This is a genomic window from Streptomyces sp. NPDC029292 (assembly GCF_055569295.1).
The window spans coordinates 156,474-170,097 of the sequence record NZ_JBVHXR010000008.1 but is presented as its reverse complement, the minus strand read 5'-3'; the positions used below and the strand labels follow the sequence as shown (position 1 = coordinate 170,097).

Here is a 13,624-nt window from a genome sequence, read left to right as displayed (position 1 = left end):
GTGGGCTCCTGTCGCGGGGTGGGTCACCAGTCGAGGTGCAGTGTTTCGGGCGAGCGGTGGATCATGGTCGGTCGCATCGTAACCGGGTGGTCCCCGGACAGTCGCAGTCCGGCAGTCGGCGCGTCAACAGCTCCAGGGTGAGCCGGAGTTGCTCGCGCGCGAGCTGCGACCCGGGGCAGCTGTGCACGCCTGACCCGAAGGCGAGAGGTGGGTCGACGCCGACGGGGCGGACGTGTGAGTGCCACGAGAACCGTTGGCATGGCGGGCCCGCCACCAGAAGGTGACGGGCCCGTTGTCCGGCCCGGCTCCGCTCAGAAGCGGGAGTGCAGCCAGAGCAGGAACAGACTGGCGGCCGTAGTGCTCGCGCCGTACGCGGCGCCGTAGAGGGCGCGGAGTACGAAAGCGTGCCGGTACCGCTTGAGCCACCCGGCGGCGCGACAGGTGAGGGTCCGCCTGGGCAGGCCAGGGCCGGACTGGTTATGGTGCATGGGTCTCCTTCCATTTTCACATCGGTAGGGGTACGTGCAGGGAGCCCGCTTCCCGCCCTCGGTTTCGTAGGCCAACTGGGCGGTGGCTGGGCTCCTTTGCACGTGATGAGGAGTGTAGGGACACGGAGAAGAGACAGCGATTCGGTGCATTCGCGTGCGCCAAGCGCCGCCCAACGTATTCCCAGGGTGTTCGTGGGGTGTTGCTACGGCGTACACCCGGGTTCCGTTGCCCGCCGAACTCCTCAAGTGACGTTGCACACACGGCCGTTCGGGGGTCTCCCTCGTGGGCTTGCAGAGGTGCAGTAGACCCGCCCGGAGCGGGAAACGCAAGCCGAAGGTTTTGTACGGTTCCGCGACTCATCGTGCCTGGTGAGAGGCCTGTTCAGGGTTACAAAACTTGACTAGCTGATCTAGACAAAGTGGATCAGTGCAGCCGCTGCGCCAGCAGCCGCGAGCCGTGGCGGTCCTAAGCCTGATCATTTGCACACGACGACGCCCGGCCAGGGGGAGTACCGGCCGGGCGTCGTGCTGTTGGGGCGCGGGACTACTGCTGGATCTTCGCGGCCCAGATGCGCGTCATGATCCGCAACAGGTCCGGGTCGATCAGTTCGACGTCGTCGGCGTGATCACGGTGAGCCCACACCGTCCAGCCCGGTCCGCTGTTGCCCAGCTCATGAGCGACGGCGACAGCGTCCCCGGGGTCCGTGATCACCTCGTCGCAGGCACGGCATACGTGCAGGGTCGCGGTCACGATGCACCACCCCGGCGGTGGCAGGCGCAGCCGCACCTGCGCACGAGGAGGATGCCGGTGGAGTGCGGGAGCGGCACGTCCTTGGTCTGGCGGCACTCCCGGTGCACCTCCTTGTAGCCAGGCCGGTGGCCCAAGGTGCACTCGACCGACAGCGTCACGTCGTCGGTCGCGGTGGCCGCGCTCACGGCAGCTCTCCCCGGCTCCGGGCGTTGGCCGGCGCCACGCCCGCCGACAGGCTCTCCGCCGCCGTCGCAGGCCGCAGAGGACCGCTCGCGTCCCACTCGCGCCCGCCACCGGGCGGCCGGAGCTGCCAGCACGGGCCCACGCGACCCATGACCTGGCCGACCTTGCGGGTCGCCTCGTCCCACACCAGATCGTCGATCTGGGGCGTATACCCGTTCATGCACACCCCCGCCGGATCACGTCGGCCAGCCGCAACGCGACATCGGCACGCACCCGGCCGAGGATGATCAGATTCAGTGAGGGCGACGCCTGGTCCGCCCCCAGCGACGGCAGCACGATCTTCGCTGCCGTCAGTGCTTCCCGCAGAGCCTCCACGGCTGCTGTGACATCCGCGGTGTCCGGTTCTTGCTGCGCTGTGACCATGAACTCAGCGTCAGCGTGGGCGAGTTGAGAGGGCCAGCATCTATACTCGGTTATTCGCGAGACCAGGCCATCTATAGCCGTTCATATCCACGAGGGCGCGGCGCAGCTGTACCGTCCGACCCTGAGCACGTTGATCATGAATGGATCAGGACCCGGCGAAAGGAACTGATCATGGCCCGACGGCTTCGCTTCAACGGCACCGGGAGCGGCGTGAACGGCTGCCCCGCCGTGCACGAAGACCTCGACACCGGCGAGGTGATCATTCACGGTCCGGCGCTCACCGACCCCGACGACGTCGCCCGCCTGCGGCATCTCGGAGAGGGTGAGGTCCCGATCGTCGTCCCGCGCGAACTGCTCGTCGACTTTGGCCCCAAGGAGGTCACCCGCGTGCCGACCATCATCGGCCTGGACGAGTTCGACCTGCTGTTCACCCAGTTCGAGCACACCACATGGCGGCTGGAGACCCGCCGCCGGTACGCCTCAGACGAGGTGACCGACACCTACGCGCAGTTCACCCGGGGCGAGCCCGTGGACTGGGAGGGCAAAGACGCTGAATGGTGCGCCGAGCGCCGCGAACAGACCGCGCTGGGCAAGCGGTTCGAGCGCGTGCGCATCGTCGACGACCCGCCCACCCCTGGGCAGCTCTACCTCCTCGACAACGCCCGCCGGAACAGCGCGGTCGGCGAGGACATCCGGCAGCTCTGGCGCGCGGACGCCGAACGGCTCCAGCTCCCCGAAGAGGACTTCTGGATCTTCGACTCCCGACTCGTGGCCCGGCTCAACTTCGACGACGCCGACAACCTCGTGAACGTGGAGCTGATCACGGAACCGGTGGAAGTTAACCGGTACGCCCAGGTGCGCGATGCTGCCTGGCACTACGCAATCCCGTACGAGACGTTCGCGGCGGACCTGTCCGCGACCGAGTAGCAGTGAGCGGAACCGGTGAGCACAGACTTTCAGCAGGCGCGCGAGGCGCTCGGCGTTCGGCTGCGTGAGCTGAGGCTCACGGCCCCGGACGGTCGGCTCACCGGTTCCGCACTCGCCCGGCAGCTCGGCTGGCCGCAGCCCAAGGTCAGCAAGCTAGAGAACGGCAGGCAGACCGCCACGCCCGACGACCTCAAAGCGTGGGCCGAGGCAACCGGCCAGCCGGACGCGTATGACGAACTGCTCGCCCGGCTGCGGGGATTCGAGTCCCACATCCGGTCATGGCGGCGGCAGCTCGCCTCCGGGCACAAGCCTGTCCAGGACACGCACCTGGCCGCGCACGCCGACGCCTCCGTGTTCCGAGGCTGGGAATCCTCCATGATCTTCGGGATTCTCCAGACCCCGGACTACGCTCGGCACATCTTCAACCGGTACGCCGAACTCCAGCAGTCACCCCGGGACACCGAGGAGGCCGTGCGTTCCCGGATCAAGCGCCAGGAGGCGCTGTACGACCCTGCGAAGCGCTTCCACTTGATCCTGTGGGAGGCCGCGCTCCGCGCGCTCGTCTGCCCGCCGTCCGTGCTGGCCGCACAGCTCGATCGGCTGTCCGGCGCCGTCGGCCTGGACACGGTGGAACTCGGGATCATTCCCTTCAGCACGTCCCTGAAGATCCCGCCCGCCACGGCCTTCTGGGTCTACGACGAAAGCCGCGTGATCGTCGAGACGTGGCACTCGGAGCTGTGGATCGAGGACGAGCCGAACGTGAACACCTACCTCCGCACCTGGAACAGACTCCGTGAGTCCGCCGTGTACGGCACCGATGCCCAGCGCGTGATCAGCGCCGCGCGTCGGGCTCTCAACACAACCTGAGTCGGAACGTCCGAGCGTCCATGTCGAACATTCGGACTGTAGCTGTTCCTAGTGGCGGCCCGGGGTGTTCCTGCTATGGGCCGCTGCCAACTCCGAGCCGACTACCACTCGGGATCTGGGAATACTCGGTCGATGTTCGGCAGCTCCGCCTTGACTTCGGCGATGGTCTCCTCGCGGCTCTGGATCGCGTACGCAGCCATGTGAGGGTCGTAGCTGGGGTCCATCTGCACATGCTCCTTGACGATGGCCAGCGCGTCCTCTGTGGCTTTGAGGTACGCCCGCGCGCCCTCCTGCGACAGCTTCCAGTTGAGCTGCGCGTTGTGCGCCTGGTGGTCCGCTGCACCGCGCCGACGCTTCACGTCCCGTAGTTCATCGTCCGTGCTCATAATCCCCACCTTCGGATGTGCGGCTCCCCCAACGGTCGGACCAGCGTCCTGCCGCGTGGCGTCGCTGTCGAGTCTCCGCACAGCGAGGTGTACGGCGCGTTGGAGCACGCCCTGGTTACGCGCGCCCCCGCTCGCTGCCCTGGACGGCTAGGGATCACCCGCAGCCGGGCGCCACACCAGCCTCACGATCAACACCTTCGCGGATCGGCCACACAGCCCACTGAACTACCGCCAGAATCTGGCGCATGGTTGCACCGCCCTCGCCCACTCACTGATGGGACGACTGGCTCAAGTTCACGCCCGGCTGGCTGGCCTTCCTGTGGGCCGTCGGGACGGGGACATGGCAGGGCGTACGGAAGTGGCGGAACGTCCGACACAAGGTCGCCCTCGGTCCCGCCGACGATGAGCTGCGCGAGGCCCTGGAGACCGCGCGGACACGCTTCGAGGACATCGTGGCGGAGGGCCGCCGGGCACCCTGGTTCATGGCAGAGGAGCGCCGGGAGACCGGCCGGAAGGTCCTGGACCTGGCCGAGCGGCGGAGCGATCAGGCGTTGCGTGCGAGCGCGCGCGGACCGAGTTCACGGTGGCGGTCCAGCTCACCGCCGCGTCCCGGGGCGGGCGGAACGCCCCCGTACGCGGCCGGGACATCTGGCGGGCCGGCGCCGTCGCCTCGGTCGAGGCCGCCGTCCAACTGGCAAGCGGGGACGGCCCGGAGAAGACGGGATTACCGGCGCCCGCCGAGGCCTTCCGCGCCGCCGCGTTCCTGCGCCAGCTGGCGGAACTGGACGCGTTCACGCTGACGTTGCCGTAGCCCTCAAGCGCTGCCGCGGCCCTCAAGACCCACTGAACATCGGCGGGTTGGCGAATCGGACGAGTTCCAGGGCCTGTTCGGGGAACCAGTCCCCCGCGTCGGGGTCGACCATCCCGCGCTCCGGGTCCTCGGGCCCCGCCGTGCCGCGCAGACACAGCCCGTCCGACTCGCCCGGCGTCTTGATCCACAGCCGGGCGTCCTGCAACGGGTCACCGGTGCGCAGGGTCGGTCGGGCACCGAGACCCCGGTCGGGCGGGTTGCACCAGTCCTGCGGGTCCGAGTACGTGCCCGCGGGCGGGGTCCAGGGACCCTGTCCGTTGCGGCTGGAGTCCGTGACGAAGTGCTTCATCCGGGACGCCGGCAGGTGTACGTGCGTGTCGAGCCAGGCCTGCGCGTCGGCCCGCGGCCACCACTGGTTCGGGCACTCGGCCACGTCGCCGCCCCCGTCGACGTACGCGATGCACGACGAAATCAGCTTTCCGTACCAGGAGTTGGCGTCGTCGGTGTTGTAGTTCGAGGCGTTGGCGTAGAAGCCGGAGGCGTGCGCGACACCGCCCTTGATCAGGCGCGGCACGATGGAGCTGACGGTGTGCCAGCCCGGGTGCCCGGTGTCGAGATAGACCCGGGTCCCGGCCAGCGGCTCCAGCTTGTCGACCGCGTAGTTGACCTCCACGTACCGCGCGGCGGTCTTCGTGCCCTGAGCGTCGTCCTGGCCGCAGTCGGACGGCAGCAGCGCGAGTGCGTCGGGCTCCAGGGTGACGATCGCGTCGCGGCTCCCGATCCCCCGTGCCACCGCGTCGATCCACTCCTTGTACTCCGCGGTGTTGGCGGCTCCGCCCGCCGAGTAGTTGGAGCAGTCGCGGCCGGGAATGTTGTACAGCGCGAGCACGGGGATCGCGTCGTCGTGGTCCGCGTCCCGTACCACCGCGCGGATCAGCCGCTCCACCTGGGCCGGGCTCTGGTCGCCGTACCAGACGGCCTGCGGGGTGTTCACCATGGCCAAGATGCCCGCCGCGTCCAGGTAGTGGCCCGCGCGAGCGAGTTCGTAGGCCTGCGTGTACGCCTCCGGGTTGGCGTCGGGGACATACAGCGAAGGTCCGTGATCCACCGAATCGGCGGCGTGCGCGGAGGGTGCGGCGAAGAGGGCCGCCAGCCCGACCGACAGGGCGGCGAGCCACGTTGGGGCACGTCTCATCTGGGTTCACTCCTGGGTCGCGACGGTCACGAGGGACTTGCGGGAGCGCTCCCACAGGAGACTCGCCGAGGGACCTGCAGTCGTCAAGATGACTCACACGCGTGATTCCGCGGCCCACCCCGAACTCGTGTCGCGCGTCAGGCGATGTGGATACGATCACTCCGCGGGCCGATGCCCCGTTCGTCGCGACCGACGTCGCCACGGAGCACCGGCGAAAGGGGAGACCGTGCACCATTTGGAGCTCCGGATCGACTCGGGTCCCGAGGCCACCACGGAGCAGACGGATCGTCAGATCAGCGGTCTGTACCGTGACTTGCGCACGCTGGGGCTGCTGCGGGTCGGAGCTGCGGCCCGCCACCGAACTTCCCGGCGGGGCGAACACCCCGGCCACAGCGTCGCCATCGGCGTCGACGACACCACTCTGTCCCCGGTGCTCCTCGATTTCGAGGCAGACCCGCTGTTCATCGCCTTCGGCGGCCATGAGTCCGGGGGATGAAAGAGCACGGCGCACAAGGCCTCGTGCTCTCCGGCGATCCGTCCGAAAGGCCGTTGCTGGGAACGGTCAAGCCGAGTCGGCAACCGCCCGGGCGCGGCACACTGGTCGGCCGGCACTCGGCGCTGGGCGTGCAGCTCGGATACGCCCCCTCGAAGTACACCTGAGAGGCAGCTCAGGCAACCGACCCGATCCGCCCCGCGGGCACCGAAGCCGTGTCGTGATGGATCGGCGTGTGCGCCCCGGTGAGCGAAATCCCGGTGCCGCCGCGCCGGTTGGCGACGATCTCCGAGGCGATGGACAGCGCCGTCTCCTCGGGCGTACGCGCGCCCAGGTCGAGGCCGATGGGGGACCTGAGGCGGGCCAGCTCCAGCTCGGTCACGCCCACTTCGCGCAGCCGCTCGTTCCGGTCGAGGTGTGTGCGCCGCGAGCCCATCGCGCCGACGTAGGCGACCGGAAGCCGCAGCGCCAGTTGCAACAGGGGCACGTCGAACTTGGCGTCGTGCGTGAGCACGCACAGCACCGTGCGGGAGTCGACCTCCGTGCGCTCCAAGTACTTGTGGGGCCATTCGACGACGATCTCGTCGGCGTCGGGGAAGCGGGCGGCGGTCGCGAAGACCGGGCGGGCGTCGCAGACCGTGACGCGGTAGCCGAGGAACTTGCCGATGCGGACCAGCGCCGAGGCGAAGTCGATCGCGCCGAAGACGATCATGCGCGGGGCCGGGACCGAGGACTCCACCAGCACCGTGAGCGGTGCTCCGCAACGAGAGCCCTGCTCTCCGATCTCCAGGGTGCCGGTGCGGCCCGCGTCCAGGAAGGCGGCCGCCTCGCCGACGACCGTGCGGTCCAGCTCGGGGTGGGCGCCGAAGCCGCCCTCGTACGAGCCGTCGGGGCGGACCACCACGGCCCGGCCCAGCAACTCGAGAGGACCGCTCACTATCCGCGCGACCGCCGCCGCCTCGCCGCCGGCCGTGGCGGCCAGCGCGTTCGCGAGCACCGGCCGGGCGAGGTCGCCGGAACGGACCGGAGTGACCAGGATGTCGATGATGCCGCCGCAGGTCAGGCCGACCGCGAAGGCGTCGTCGTCGCTGTAGCCGAAGCGCTCCAGGACCGTTTCGCCGTCCTCCAACGCCTGTTGGCACAGTTCGTAGACCGCGCCCTCCACACACCCGCCGGAGACCGAGCCGATCGCCGTGCCGTCGGAGTCGACGGCGAGTGCGGCGCCCGGCTGGCGGGGTGCGCTGCCGCCGACGGCCACCACGGTGGCGACGGCGAAGTCGCGTCCCTGCTCGACCCACCGGTGCAGCTCTTCGGCGATGTCCAGCATCTCTCGGTCTCCTTAACAGCGGTTGTGTGGAAGGCGGGCCCGGTGTGCCGAGAGGGCCCAGGGCGTCAGTGCACGCCCATCCAACTCTCGATCGGGTTCAGGGCGAAGAAGACGAGGAAGATCGCCGTCAGGCCCCACATGAACGCCCCGATCTCCCGGGCCTTGCCCTGGGCGATCTTGATGGCGACGTAACTGATGACTCCGGCCGCGACGCCCGCGGTGATGGAGTACGTGAACGGCATGATCACGACGGTCAGGAAGACCGGGATCGCGGTGGCGCGGTCGGCCCAGTCCACATGGCGGGCGTTCGTCATCATCATGGCGCCGATGACGACCAGCGCCGCCGCCGCGACCTCGCCGGGGACGATCGCCGTCAGCGGGGTGAAGAAGAGGCAGGCCGCGAAGAAGAGACCCGTGACGACCGAGGAGAGGCCGGTACGGGCGCCCTCGCCGACGCCGGTCGCCGATTCGACGAAGACCGTCTGGCCGGACGCGCCGGCCACACCGCCGACCGCACCGCCCGCGCCGTCGATGAACAGCGCCTTGGACAGCCCCGGCATCCGGCCCTGCGCGTCGGCCAGCTTGGCCTCCGTGCCGACGCCGATGATGGTGGCCATCGCGTCGAAGAACCCGGCGAGCACGAGGGTGAAGACGATCATGCCGACCGTCATCGCGCCGACCTGGCCCCAGCCGCCGAACTCGACCTTGCCGAAGAGCGAGAAGTCCGGCATGGAGACCGCGCTGCCGTGCAGCTCGGGGGCGCCGCTCGCCCACTGCTTGGGGTCGATGACGCCGAGCCCGTTGAGGACGACGGCCACGACCGTGCCGGAGACGATGCCGATCAGGATCGCGCCGGGGATGCCGCGCGCCTGCAGCATGAAGATCAGGAGCAGGGTCGCCGCGAAGAGCAGGACCGGCCAGCCGGCGAGTTCACCGGTCGGGCCGAGGGTGACCGGGGTCGCCTTGCCCTGGTGGACGAAGCCCGCCTTCACCAGACCGATCAGCGCGATGAAGAGCCCGATGCCCATGGTGATGGCGTGCTTGAGGGCCAGCGGGATCGCGTTCATGATCATCTCGCGCAGCCCGGTGACGACCAGGAGCATGATGACCACGCCGTACATGACGCACATGCCCATGGCTTGCGGCCAGGTCATCTGCGGGGCGACCTGCGAGGAGAGCACACCGGACACGGAGAGTCCGGCGGCGAGGGCGAGCGGCACCTTGCCGACGAAGCCCATGAGAAGCGTGGTGAAGGCCGCCGCGAACGCGGTCGCGGTGATCAGGGCCTTCTGGCCGAGCGTGTCCCCCGCCGCGTCCTTGCCGGACAGGATGAGGGGGTTGAGCAGCAGGATGTACGCCATCGCCATGAAGGTGGTGGTGCCGCCGCGCACCTCACGCGCGATCGAGCTTCCCCGCTGGGATATGTGAAAGTACCGGTCGAGCCAAGACCGTCCGGCCGGGACACGGCTACCCGTGCCCGCGTCCTCCGCGGCGGTCTTCGGCTCCAGTGACTGCTGGGTCATGTGGGCCTACTCCCAAGGTTCAAAGGGGCACCCGCCCCAGCCGCCCTGACGGCTGGTCAACCGCGAGCGCGGTTGCGGGATTTGGGAAGGTGCTTCGGCCGCACGACCCGGGGGACGGCCCGAGACGAACGAAAGGGACTGGTGCGGTACTGACTGGAGTCCAAGTTCCGTGAGCGGTGCGGTACTTGAGTACTCCGGGCGGCGCGTCGAAGTGTGACGTTCCTGCGCCGCCCGGAGAGTCGTGCCCGGTGCCTTTACGCGGTGCCCGTGAGGTGCTCGGGGCGTACCGGCGTCCGGTTGAGCTCCAGACCCGTCGCGTTCCGGATCGCCGCGAGGACGGCCGGAGTCGAGGAGAGGGTCGGGGCCTCGCCGATGCCACGGAGCCCGTACGGGGCGTGGTCGTCGGCGAGTTCGAGCACGTCGACGGGGATGGTCGGCGTGTCGAGGATGGTGGGGATCAGGTAGTCCGTGAAGGACGGGTTCCTGACCTTCGCGGTCTTCGGGTCGACGATGATCTCCTCCATGACCGCCACGCCCAGGCCCTGGGTGGTGCCACCCTGGATCTGGCCGATGACGGACAGCGGGTTGAGCGCCTTGCCGACGTCCTGGGCGCAGGCCAGTTCGATGACCTTGACCAGGCCCAGCTCGGTGTCCACCTCGACCACCGCGCGGTGCGCGGCGAAGGTGTACTGGACGTGGCCGAAGCCCTGCCCGGTATGCAGGTCGAAGGCCTCCGTCGGACGGTGCCGCCACTCGGCCTCGATCTCGACGGCCTCGCCTTCGAGGACGTCGGCCAGGTCGGCGAGGACCTCGCCGCCGTCGGTGACGACCTTGCCGCCCTCCAGGAGCAGTTCGGCGGTGGCCCAAGCCGGGTGGTACGTACCGAACTTGCGGCGGCCGATCTCCAGGACCTTCTCGCGGACGAGCTCGCAGGAGTTCTTGACGGCGCCACCGGTGACGTACGTCTGACGCGAGGCCGAGGTGGAGCCCGCGGAACCCACCTGGGTGTCCGCCGGGTGGATCGTCACCTGGGTGACGCCCAGCTCGGTGCGGGCGATCTGCGCGTGGACGGTGACGCCGCCCTGGCCGACCTCCGCCATCGCGGTGTGCACGGTGGCCACCGGCTCGCCGCCCACGACCTCCATGCGGACCTTGGCCGTCGAGTAGTCGTCGAAGCCCTCGGAGAAGCCGACGTTCTTGATGCCGACCGCGTAGCCGACACCGCGTACGACGCCTTCGCCGTGCGTGGTGTTGGAGAGGCCGCCCGGCAGCTGCCGTACGTCGGCGGCCTCACCGGCCGCGAGCCACTGCTGCTCCGGCGGCATCGGCATCGCCTTGACGCGGCGCAGGAGTTCGGCGACCGGGGCCGGCGAGTCGACCGGCTGCCCGGTCGGCATGATGGTCCCCTGCTCCATCGCGTTGAGCTGGCGGAAGGCGACCCGGTCCATGCCCAGCTTGTCGGCGAGCTTGTCCATCTGCGCCTCGTAGGCGAAGCACGCCTGGACCGCGCCGAAGCCGCGCATGGCGCCGCAGGGCGGGTTGTTGGTGTAGAGCGCGATGGCCTCGATGTCGACGTTGTCGACGACGTACGGGCCGGCGCCCAGCGAGGACGCGTTGCCGACGACCGCCGGGGAGGCCGACGCGTAGGCGCCGCCGTCCAGGACGATCCGGGCCTTCAGGTGGGTGAGCTTGCCGTCCTTGGTCGCCCCGTGCTCGTAGTAGAGCTTCGCGGGGTGGCGGTGGACGTGCCCGAAGAAGGACTCGAAGCGGTTGTAGACGATCTTGACCGGCTTGTTCGTGCGCAGCGCGAGCAGGCAGGCGTGGATCTGCATCGACAGGTCCTCGCGGCCGCCGAAGGCACCGCCGACGCCGGAGAGCGTCATACGGACCTTGTCCTCGGGCAGACCGAGAACGGGCGCGATCTGGCGCAGGTCGGAGTGCAGCCACTGGGTGGCGATGTACAGGTCGACTCCGCCGTCCTCGGCGGGGACGGCCAGACCGGACTCCGGGCCGAGGAAGGCCTGGTCCTGCATGCCGAAGGTGTACTCGCCCTTGACGATGAAGTCGGCCTTCTTGGCGGCCTCTTCGACATTGCCGCGGATGACCGGCTGGCGGTGCACGATGTTCGGGTGCGGGACGTGGCCGATGTGGTGGTCGTCGCGGCCCTCGTGGATCAGGATCGCGTCGGGCGCGGTCGCGGACGCCTCGTCCGTGATGACCGGCAGCTCCCTGTACTCCACCTTGATCTTGGCGGCGGCGCGGCGCGCGGTCTCCGGGTGGTCGGCGGCGACGATCGCGACCGGCTCACCGTGGTGGCGTACCTTGCCGTGCGCGAGGACCGGGGTGTCCTGGATCTCCAGGCCGTAGTTCTTCACCTCGGTCGGCAGGTCGTCGTACGTCATGACGGCGTAGACACCCGGGGTCTTCAGCGCCTCGACCGTGTCGATCGAGACGATCTCGGCGTGCGCGACCGTGGAGCGCAGGATCTGACCCCAGAGCATGTCCTCGTGCCACATGTCGGACGAGTACGCGAACTCGCCGGTGACCTTGAGGGTGCCGTCCGGGCGGAGCGTGGACTCGCCGATGCCGCCCTTGGTCTTGGAGCCCTGTGTGATGTTGGTGGGCGTACCAGTCGTACCCATGGTCAGACCGCCTCAGACTGCCGGGCGGCCGCCAGGCGGACCGCGTCCATGATCTTCTCGTAGCCCGTGCAGCGGCACAGGTTGCCCGAGAGCGCCTCGCGGATGTCCGCGTCGGTCGGGTTCGGGGTGCGCTCCAGCATCTCGTCCGCGGCCACCAGGAGACCCGGGGTGCAGAAGCCGCACTGGACGGCTCCGGCGTCGATGAACGCCTGCTGGATGGGCGAGAGTTCGCCGCCCTCACCGGTCTGCGAGTCGTGGCCCTTGGCGGCCCAGTGCTTGGCCTCGTCGAGCGTCGTGCCCGACTTCCCGGACGTGCCGCAGGCTCCGGTGGCGCAACCGCCGTGCTCCGCGCGCTGCTTGGCGAAGTCCGCGAGGCCCTCGACCGTGACGACCTCGCGGCCCTCGACCTGACCGGCCGCGACCAGACACGAACACACCGGCACGCCGTCGAGGCGGACCGTGCAGGAACCGCACTCGCCCTGCTCACAGGCGTTCTTGGAACCGGGCAGGCCCAGGCGCTCGCGCAGGACGTACAGAAGGCTCTCGCCCTCCCAGACGTCGTCGGCCTCCTGCTTGCGGCCGTTGACCGTGAAATTGACGCGCATTACGCGACTCCCTCCGTGCTGGCGGCGGTGCCGCGGTACGACTCCCAGGTCCAGGTCAGCGTGCGTCGGGCCATGATGCCGACCGCGTGGCGGCGGTAGCTCGCCGTGCCCCGGACGTCGTCGATCGGGTTGCAGGCGGCGGAGCAGAGGTCCGCGAACTGCTTGGCGACCGACGGGGTGATGATCTTGCCGTTGTCCCAGAAGCCGCCCTCGTCGAGCGCCGCGTTCAGGAACTCCTCGGCGGCCTTGGCGCGGACGGGCGTGGGCGCGGCGGAACCGATGCCGGTGCGCACCGTGCGCGACGAGGGGTGCAGCGCCAGGCCGAAGGCGCAGACCGCGATGACCATGGCATTGCGCGTGCCGACCTTCGAGTACTGCTGCGGGCCGTCCGCCTTCTTGATGTGTACGGCCCTGATCAGCTCGTCGGCAGCGAGCGCGTTGCGCTTCACGCCGGTGTAGAACTCGTCGATCGGGATCAGGCGCGAGCCGCGTACGGACGCGACCTCTACCTCGGCGCCCGCCGCGAGGAGGGCGGGGTGGGCGTCACCGGCCGGGGAGGCGGTGCCGAGGTTGCCGCCGACGCCGCCGCGGTTGCGGATCTGCGGGGAGGCCACGGTGTGGGAGGCGAGGGCCAGGCCGGGCAGTTCGCCGCGCAGGTTCTCCATGATCTGGGTGTACGGAACGGAGGCGCCCAGGCGCACGCTCTCCTCGCCGACCTCCCACTCGCTCAGCTCGCCGATGCGGTTCAGATCCAGGAGGTACTCGGGCCGACGGTGGTCGAAGTTGATCTCGACCATCACATCGGTGCCACCCGCAATCGGCACAGCGGTGGGGTGCTCAGCCTTGGCGGCGAGCGCCTCCTCCCAGCTGGCGGGGCGAAGGAAGTCCATGAGTGGCTCTCTTCATTCGTATCGTCGTTCTGATCAAGCCAGATCGTGTGCGGCGGGCCCGGCTCGTTCATGAGTTGTTAACGCGGATTGGGGCCAGTACACCGTTCCGTCCT

At 69.3% G+C, this 13,624-nt stretch carries 17 protein-coding genes and 1 pseudogene; 5 read left to right on the top strand and 13 right to left on the bottom strand.

What is annotated here, in order from left to right:
- Window positions 1-23 precede the first annotated feature (23 nt).
- The 6 genes and pseudogenes from ACZ4WS_RS19540 to ACZ4WS_RS19515 all read right to left on the bottom strand — a co-directional run.
- A pseudogene (locus ACZ4WS_RS19540) lies at window positions 24-205 on the bottom strand (cytochrome P450); the annotation flags it as partial.
- A gap of 106 nt (window positions 206-311) precedes the next feature.
- The gene (locus ACZ4WS_RS19535; protein WP_467981953.1) at window positions 312-488 is read right to left on the bottom strand and encodes a hypothetical protein; all 177 of its coding nucleotides are present in this window, start codon (window positions 486-488) and stop codon (window positions 312-314) included.
- Between the two features lie 544 nt (window positions 489-1,032).
- Entirely contained in the window at window positions 1,033-1,239 is a 207-nt protein-coding gene (locus ACZ4WS_RS19530) for a hypothetical protein (RefSeq protein WP_467981951.1), read from the bottom strand.
- Complete coding sequence (locus ACZ4WS_RS19525; protein ID WP_467981950.1) at window positions 1,236-1,424, bottom strand: hypothetical protein; 189 nt, start codon at window positions 1,422-1,424, stop codon at window positions 1,236-1,238. The genes ACZ4WS_RS19530 and ACZ4WS_RS19525 overlap by 4 nt, the downstream gene beginning before the upstream one ends.
- Window positions 1,421-1,642 carry a hypothetical protein gene (locus ACZ4WS_RS19520; RefSeq protein WP_467981948.1) on the bottom strand — a complete coding sequence of 74 codons (222 nt, stop codon included), beginning with the start codon at window positions 1,640-1,642 and terminating at the stop codon, window positions 1,421-1,423. The genes ACZ4WS_RS19525 and ACZ4WS_RS19520 overlap by 4 nt, the downstream gene beginning before the upstream one ends.
- Window positions 1,639-1,845, bottom strand: coding sequence for a hypothetical protein (locus tag ACZ4WS_RS19515; RefSeq protein WP_467981947.1), 207 nt, complete (start codon window positions 1,843-1,845; stop codon window positions 1,639-1,641). Before ACZ4WS_RS19515 ends, ACZ4WS_RS19520 begins: the two co-directional genes overlap by 4 nt.
- Before the next feature lie 171 nt (window positions 1,846-2,016).
- Here ACZ4WS_RS19515 and ACZ4WS_RS19510 point away from each other — a divergent pair, with 171 nt between their 5' ends.
- Window positions 2,017-2,772: a DUF6879 family protein gene (locus ACZ4WS_RS19510; RefSeq protein ID WP_467981945.1), complete on the top strand. Its 756-nt coding sequence runs from the start codon at window positions 2,017-2,019 to the stop codon at window positions 2,770-2,772.
- 15 nt (window positions 2,773-2,787) lie between these two features.
- On the top strand, window positions 2,788-3,639 hold the full coding sequence (locus ACZ4WS_RS19505) for a helix-turn-helix domain-containing protein (protein WP_467981943.1): 852 nt from the start codon (window positions 2,788-2,790) through the stop codon (window positions 3,637-3,639).
- A gap of 101 nt (window positions 3,640-3,740) precedes the next feature.
- Here the strand turns inward: ACZ4WS_RS19505 and ACZ4WS_RS19500 are convergent, their stop codons facing one another.
- Window positions 3,741-4,025: a hypothetical protein gene (locus ACZ4WS_RS19500; protein ID WP_467981942.1), complete on the bottom strand. Its 285-nt coding sequence runs from the start codon at window positions 4,023-4,025 to the stop codon at window positions 3,741-3,743.
- A 583-nt stretch (window positions 4,026-4,608) separates the two neighbouring features.
- On the opposite strand from ACZ4WS_RS19500, the gene ACZ4WS_RS19495 reads away from it, so the two are divergent.
- Window positions 4,609-4,836 (top strand): hypothetical protein, encoded by a 228-nt coding sequence (locus ACZ4WS_RS19495; protein WP_467981940.1) that lies wholly within the window; start codon window positions 4,609-4,611, stop codon window positions 4,834-4,836.
- 22 nt (window positions 4,837-4,858) lie between these two features.
- On the opposite strand, the gene ACZ4WS_RS19490 is transcribed toward ACZ4WS_RS19495, so the two are convergent.
- On the bottom strand, window positions 4,859-6,031 hold the full coding sequence (locus ACZ4WS_RS19490) for a glycoside hydrolase family 6 protein (protein ID WP_467981938.1): 1,173 nt from the start codon (window positions 6,029-6,031) through the stop codon (window positions 4,859-4,861).
- 226 nt (window positions 6,032-6,257) lie between these two features.
- On the opposite strand from ACZ4WS_RS19490, the gene ACZ4WS_RS19485 reads away from it, so the two are divergent.
- Together ACZ4WS_RS19485 and ACZ4WS_RS19480 are read left to right on the top strand one after the other, a co-directional pair.
- The gene (locus tag ACZ4WS_RS19485; protein WP_467981936.1) at window positions 6,258-6,527 is read left to right on the top strand and encodes a hypothetical protein; all 270 of its coding nucleotides are present in this window, start codon (window positions 6,258-6,260) and stop codon (window positions 6,525-6,527) included.
- Window positions 6,524-6,691, top strand: a complete 168-nt coding sequence (locus tag ACZ4WS_RS19480; RefSeq protein WP_467981934.1) for a hypothetical protein — start codon at window positions 6,524-6,526, stop codon at window positions 6,689-6,691. Before ACZ4WS_RS19485 ends, ACZ4WS_RS19480 begins: the two co-directional genes overlap by 4 nt.
- Before the next feature lie 8 nt (window positions 6,692-6,699).
- Here ACZ4WS_RS19480 and ACZ4WS_RS19475 read toward each other — a convergent pair whose 3' ends face one another.
- The 5 genes from ACZ4WS_RS19475 to ACZ4WS_RS19455 form a co-directional block, all read right to left on the bottom strand.
- The gene (locus tag ACZ4WS_RS19475; RefSeq protein ID WP_467981933.1) at window positions 6,700-7,851 is read right to left on the bottom strand and encodes an XdhC family protein; all 1,152 of its coding nucleotides are present in this window, start codon (window positions 7,849-7,851) and stop codon (window positions 6,700-6,702) included.
- A 65-nt stretch (window positions 7,852-7,916) separates the two neighbouring features.
- Entirely contained in the window at window positions 7,917-9,374 is a 1,458-nt protein-coding gene (locus ACZ4WS_RS19470) for an NCS2 family permease (RefSeq protein WP_467981932.1), read from the bottom strand.
- A 254-nt stretch (window positions 9,375-9,628) separates the two neighbouring features.
- The gene (locus tag ACZ4WS_RS19465; protein ID WP_467981930.1) at window positions 9,629-12,016 is read right to left on the bottom strand and encodes a xanthine dehydrogenase family protein molybdopterin-binding subunit; all 2,388 of its coding nucleotides are present in this window, start codon (window positions 12,014-12,016) and stop codon (window positions 9,629-9,631) included.
- Between the two features lie 2 nt (window positions 12,017-12,018).
- Window positions 12,019-12,621: a (2Fe-2S)-binding protein gene (locus ACZ4WS_RS19460; RefSeq protein WP_467981928.1), complete on the bottom strand. Its 603-nt coding sequence runs from the start codon at window positions 12,619-12,621 to the stop codon at window positions 12,019-12,021.
- Window positions 12,621-13,511 carry an FAD binding domain-containing protein gene (locus ACZ4WS_RS19455; RefSeq protein WP_467981926.1) on the bottom strand — a complete coding sequence of 297 codons (891 nt, stop codon included), beginning with the start codon at window positions 13,509-13,511 and terminating at the stop codon, window positions 12,621-12,623. The genes ACZ4WS_RS19460 and ACZ4WS_RS19455 overlap by 1 nt, the downstream gene beginning before the upstream one ends.
- Window positions 13,512-13,624: the final 113 nt, after the last annotated feature.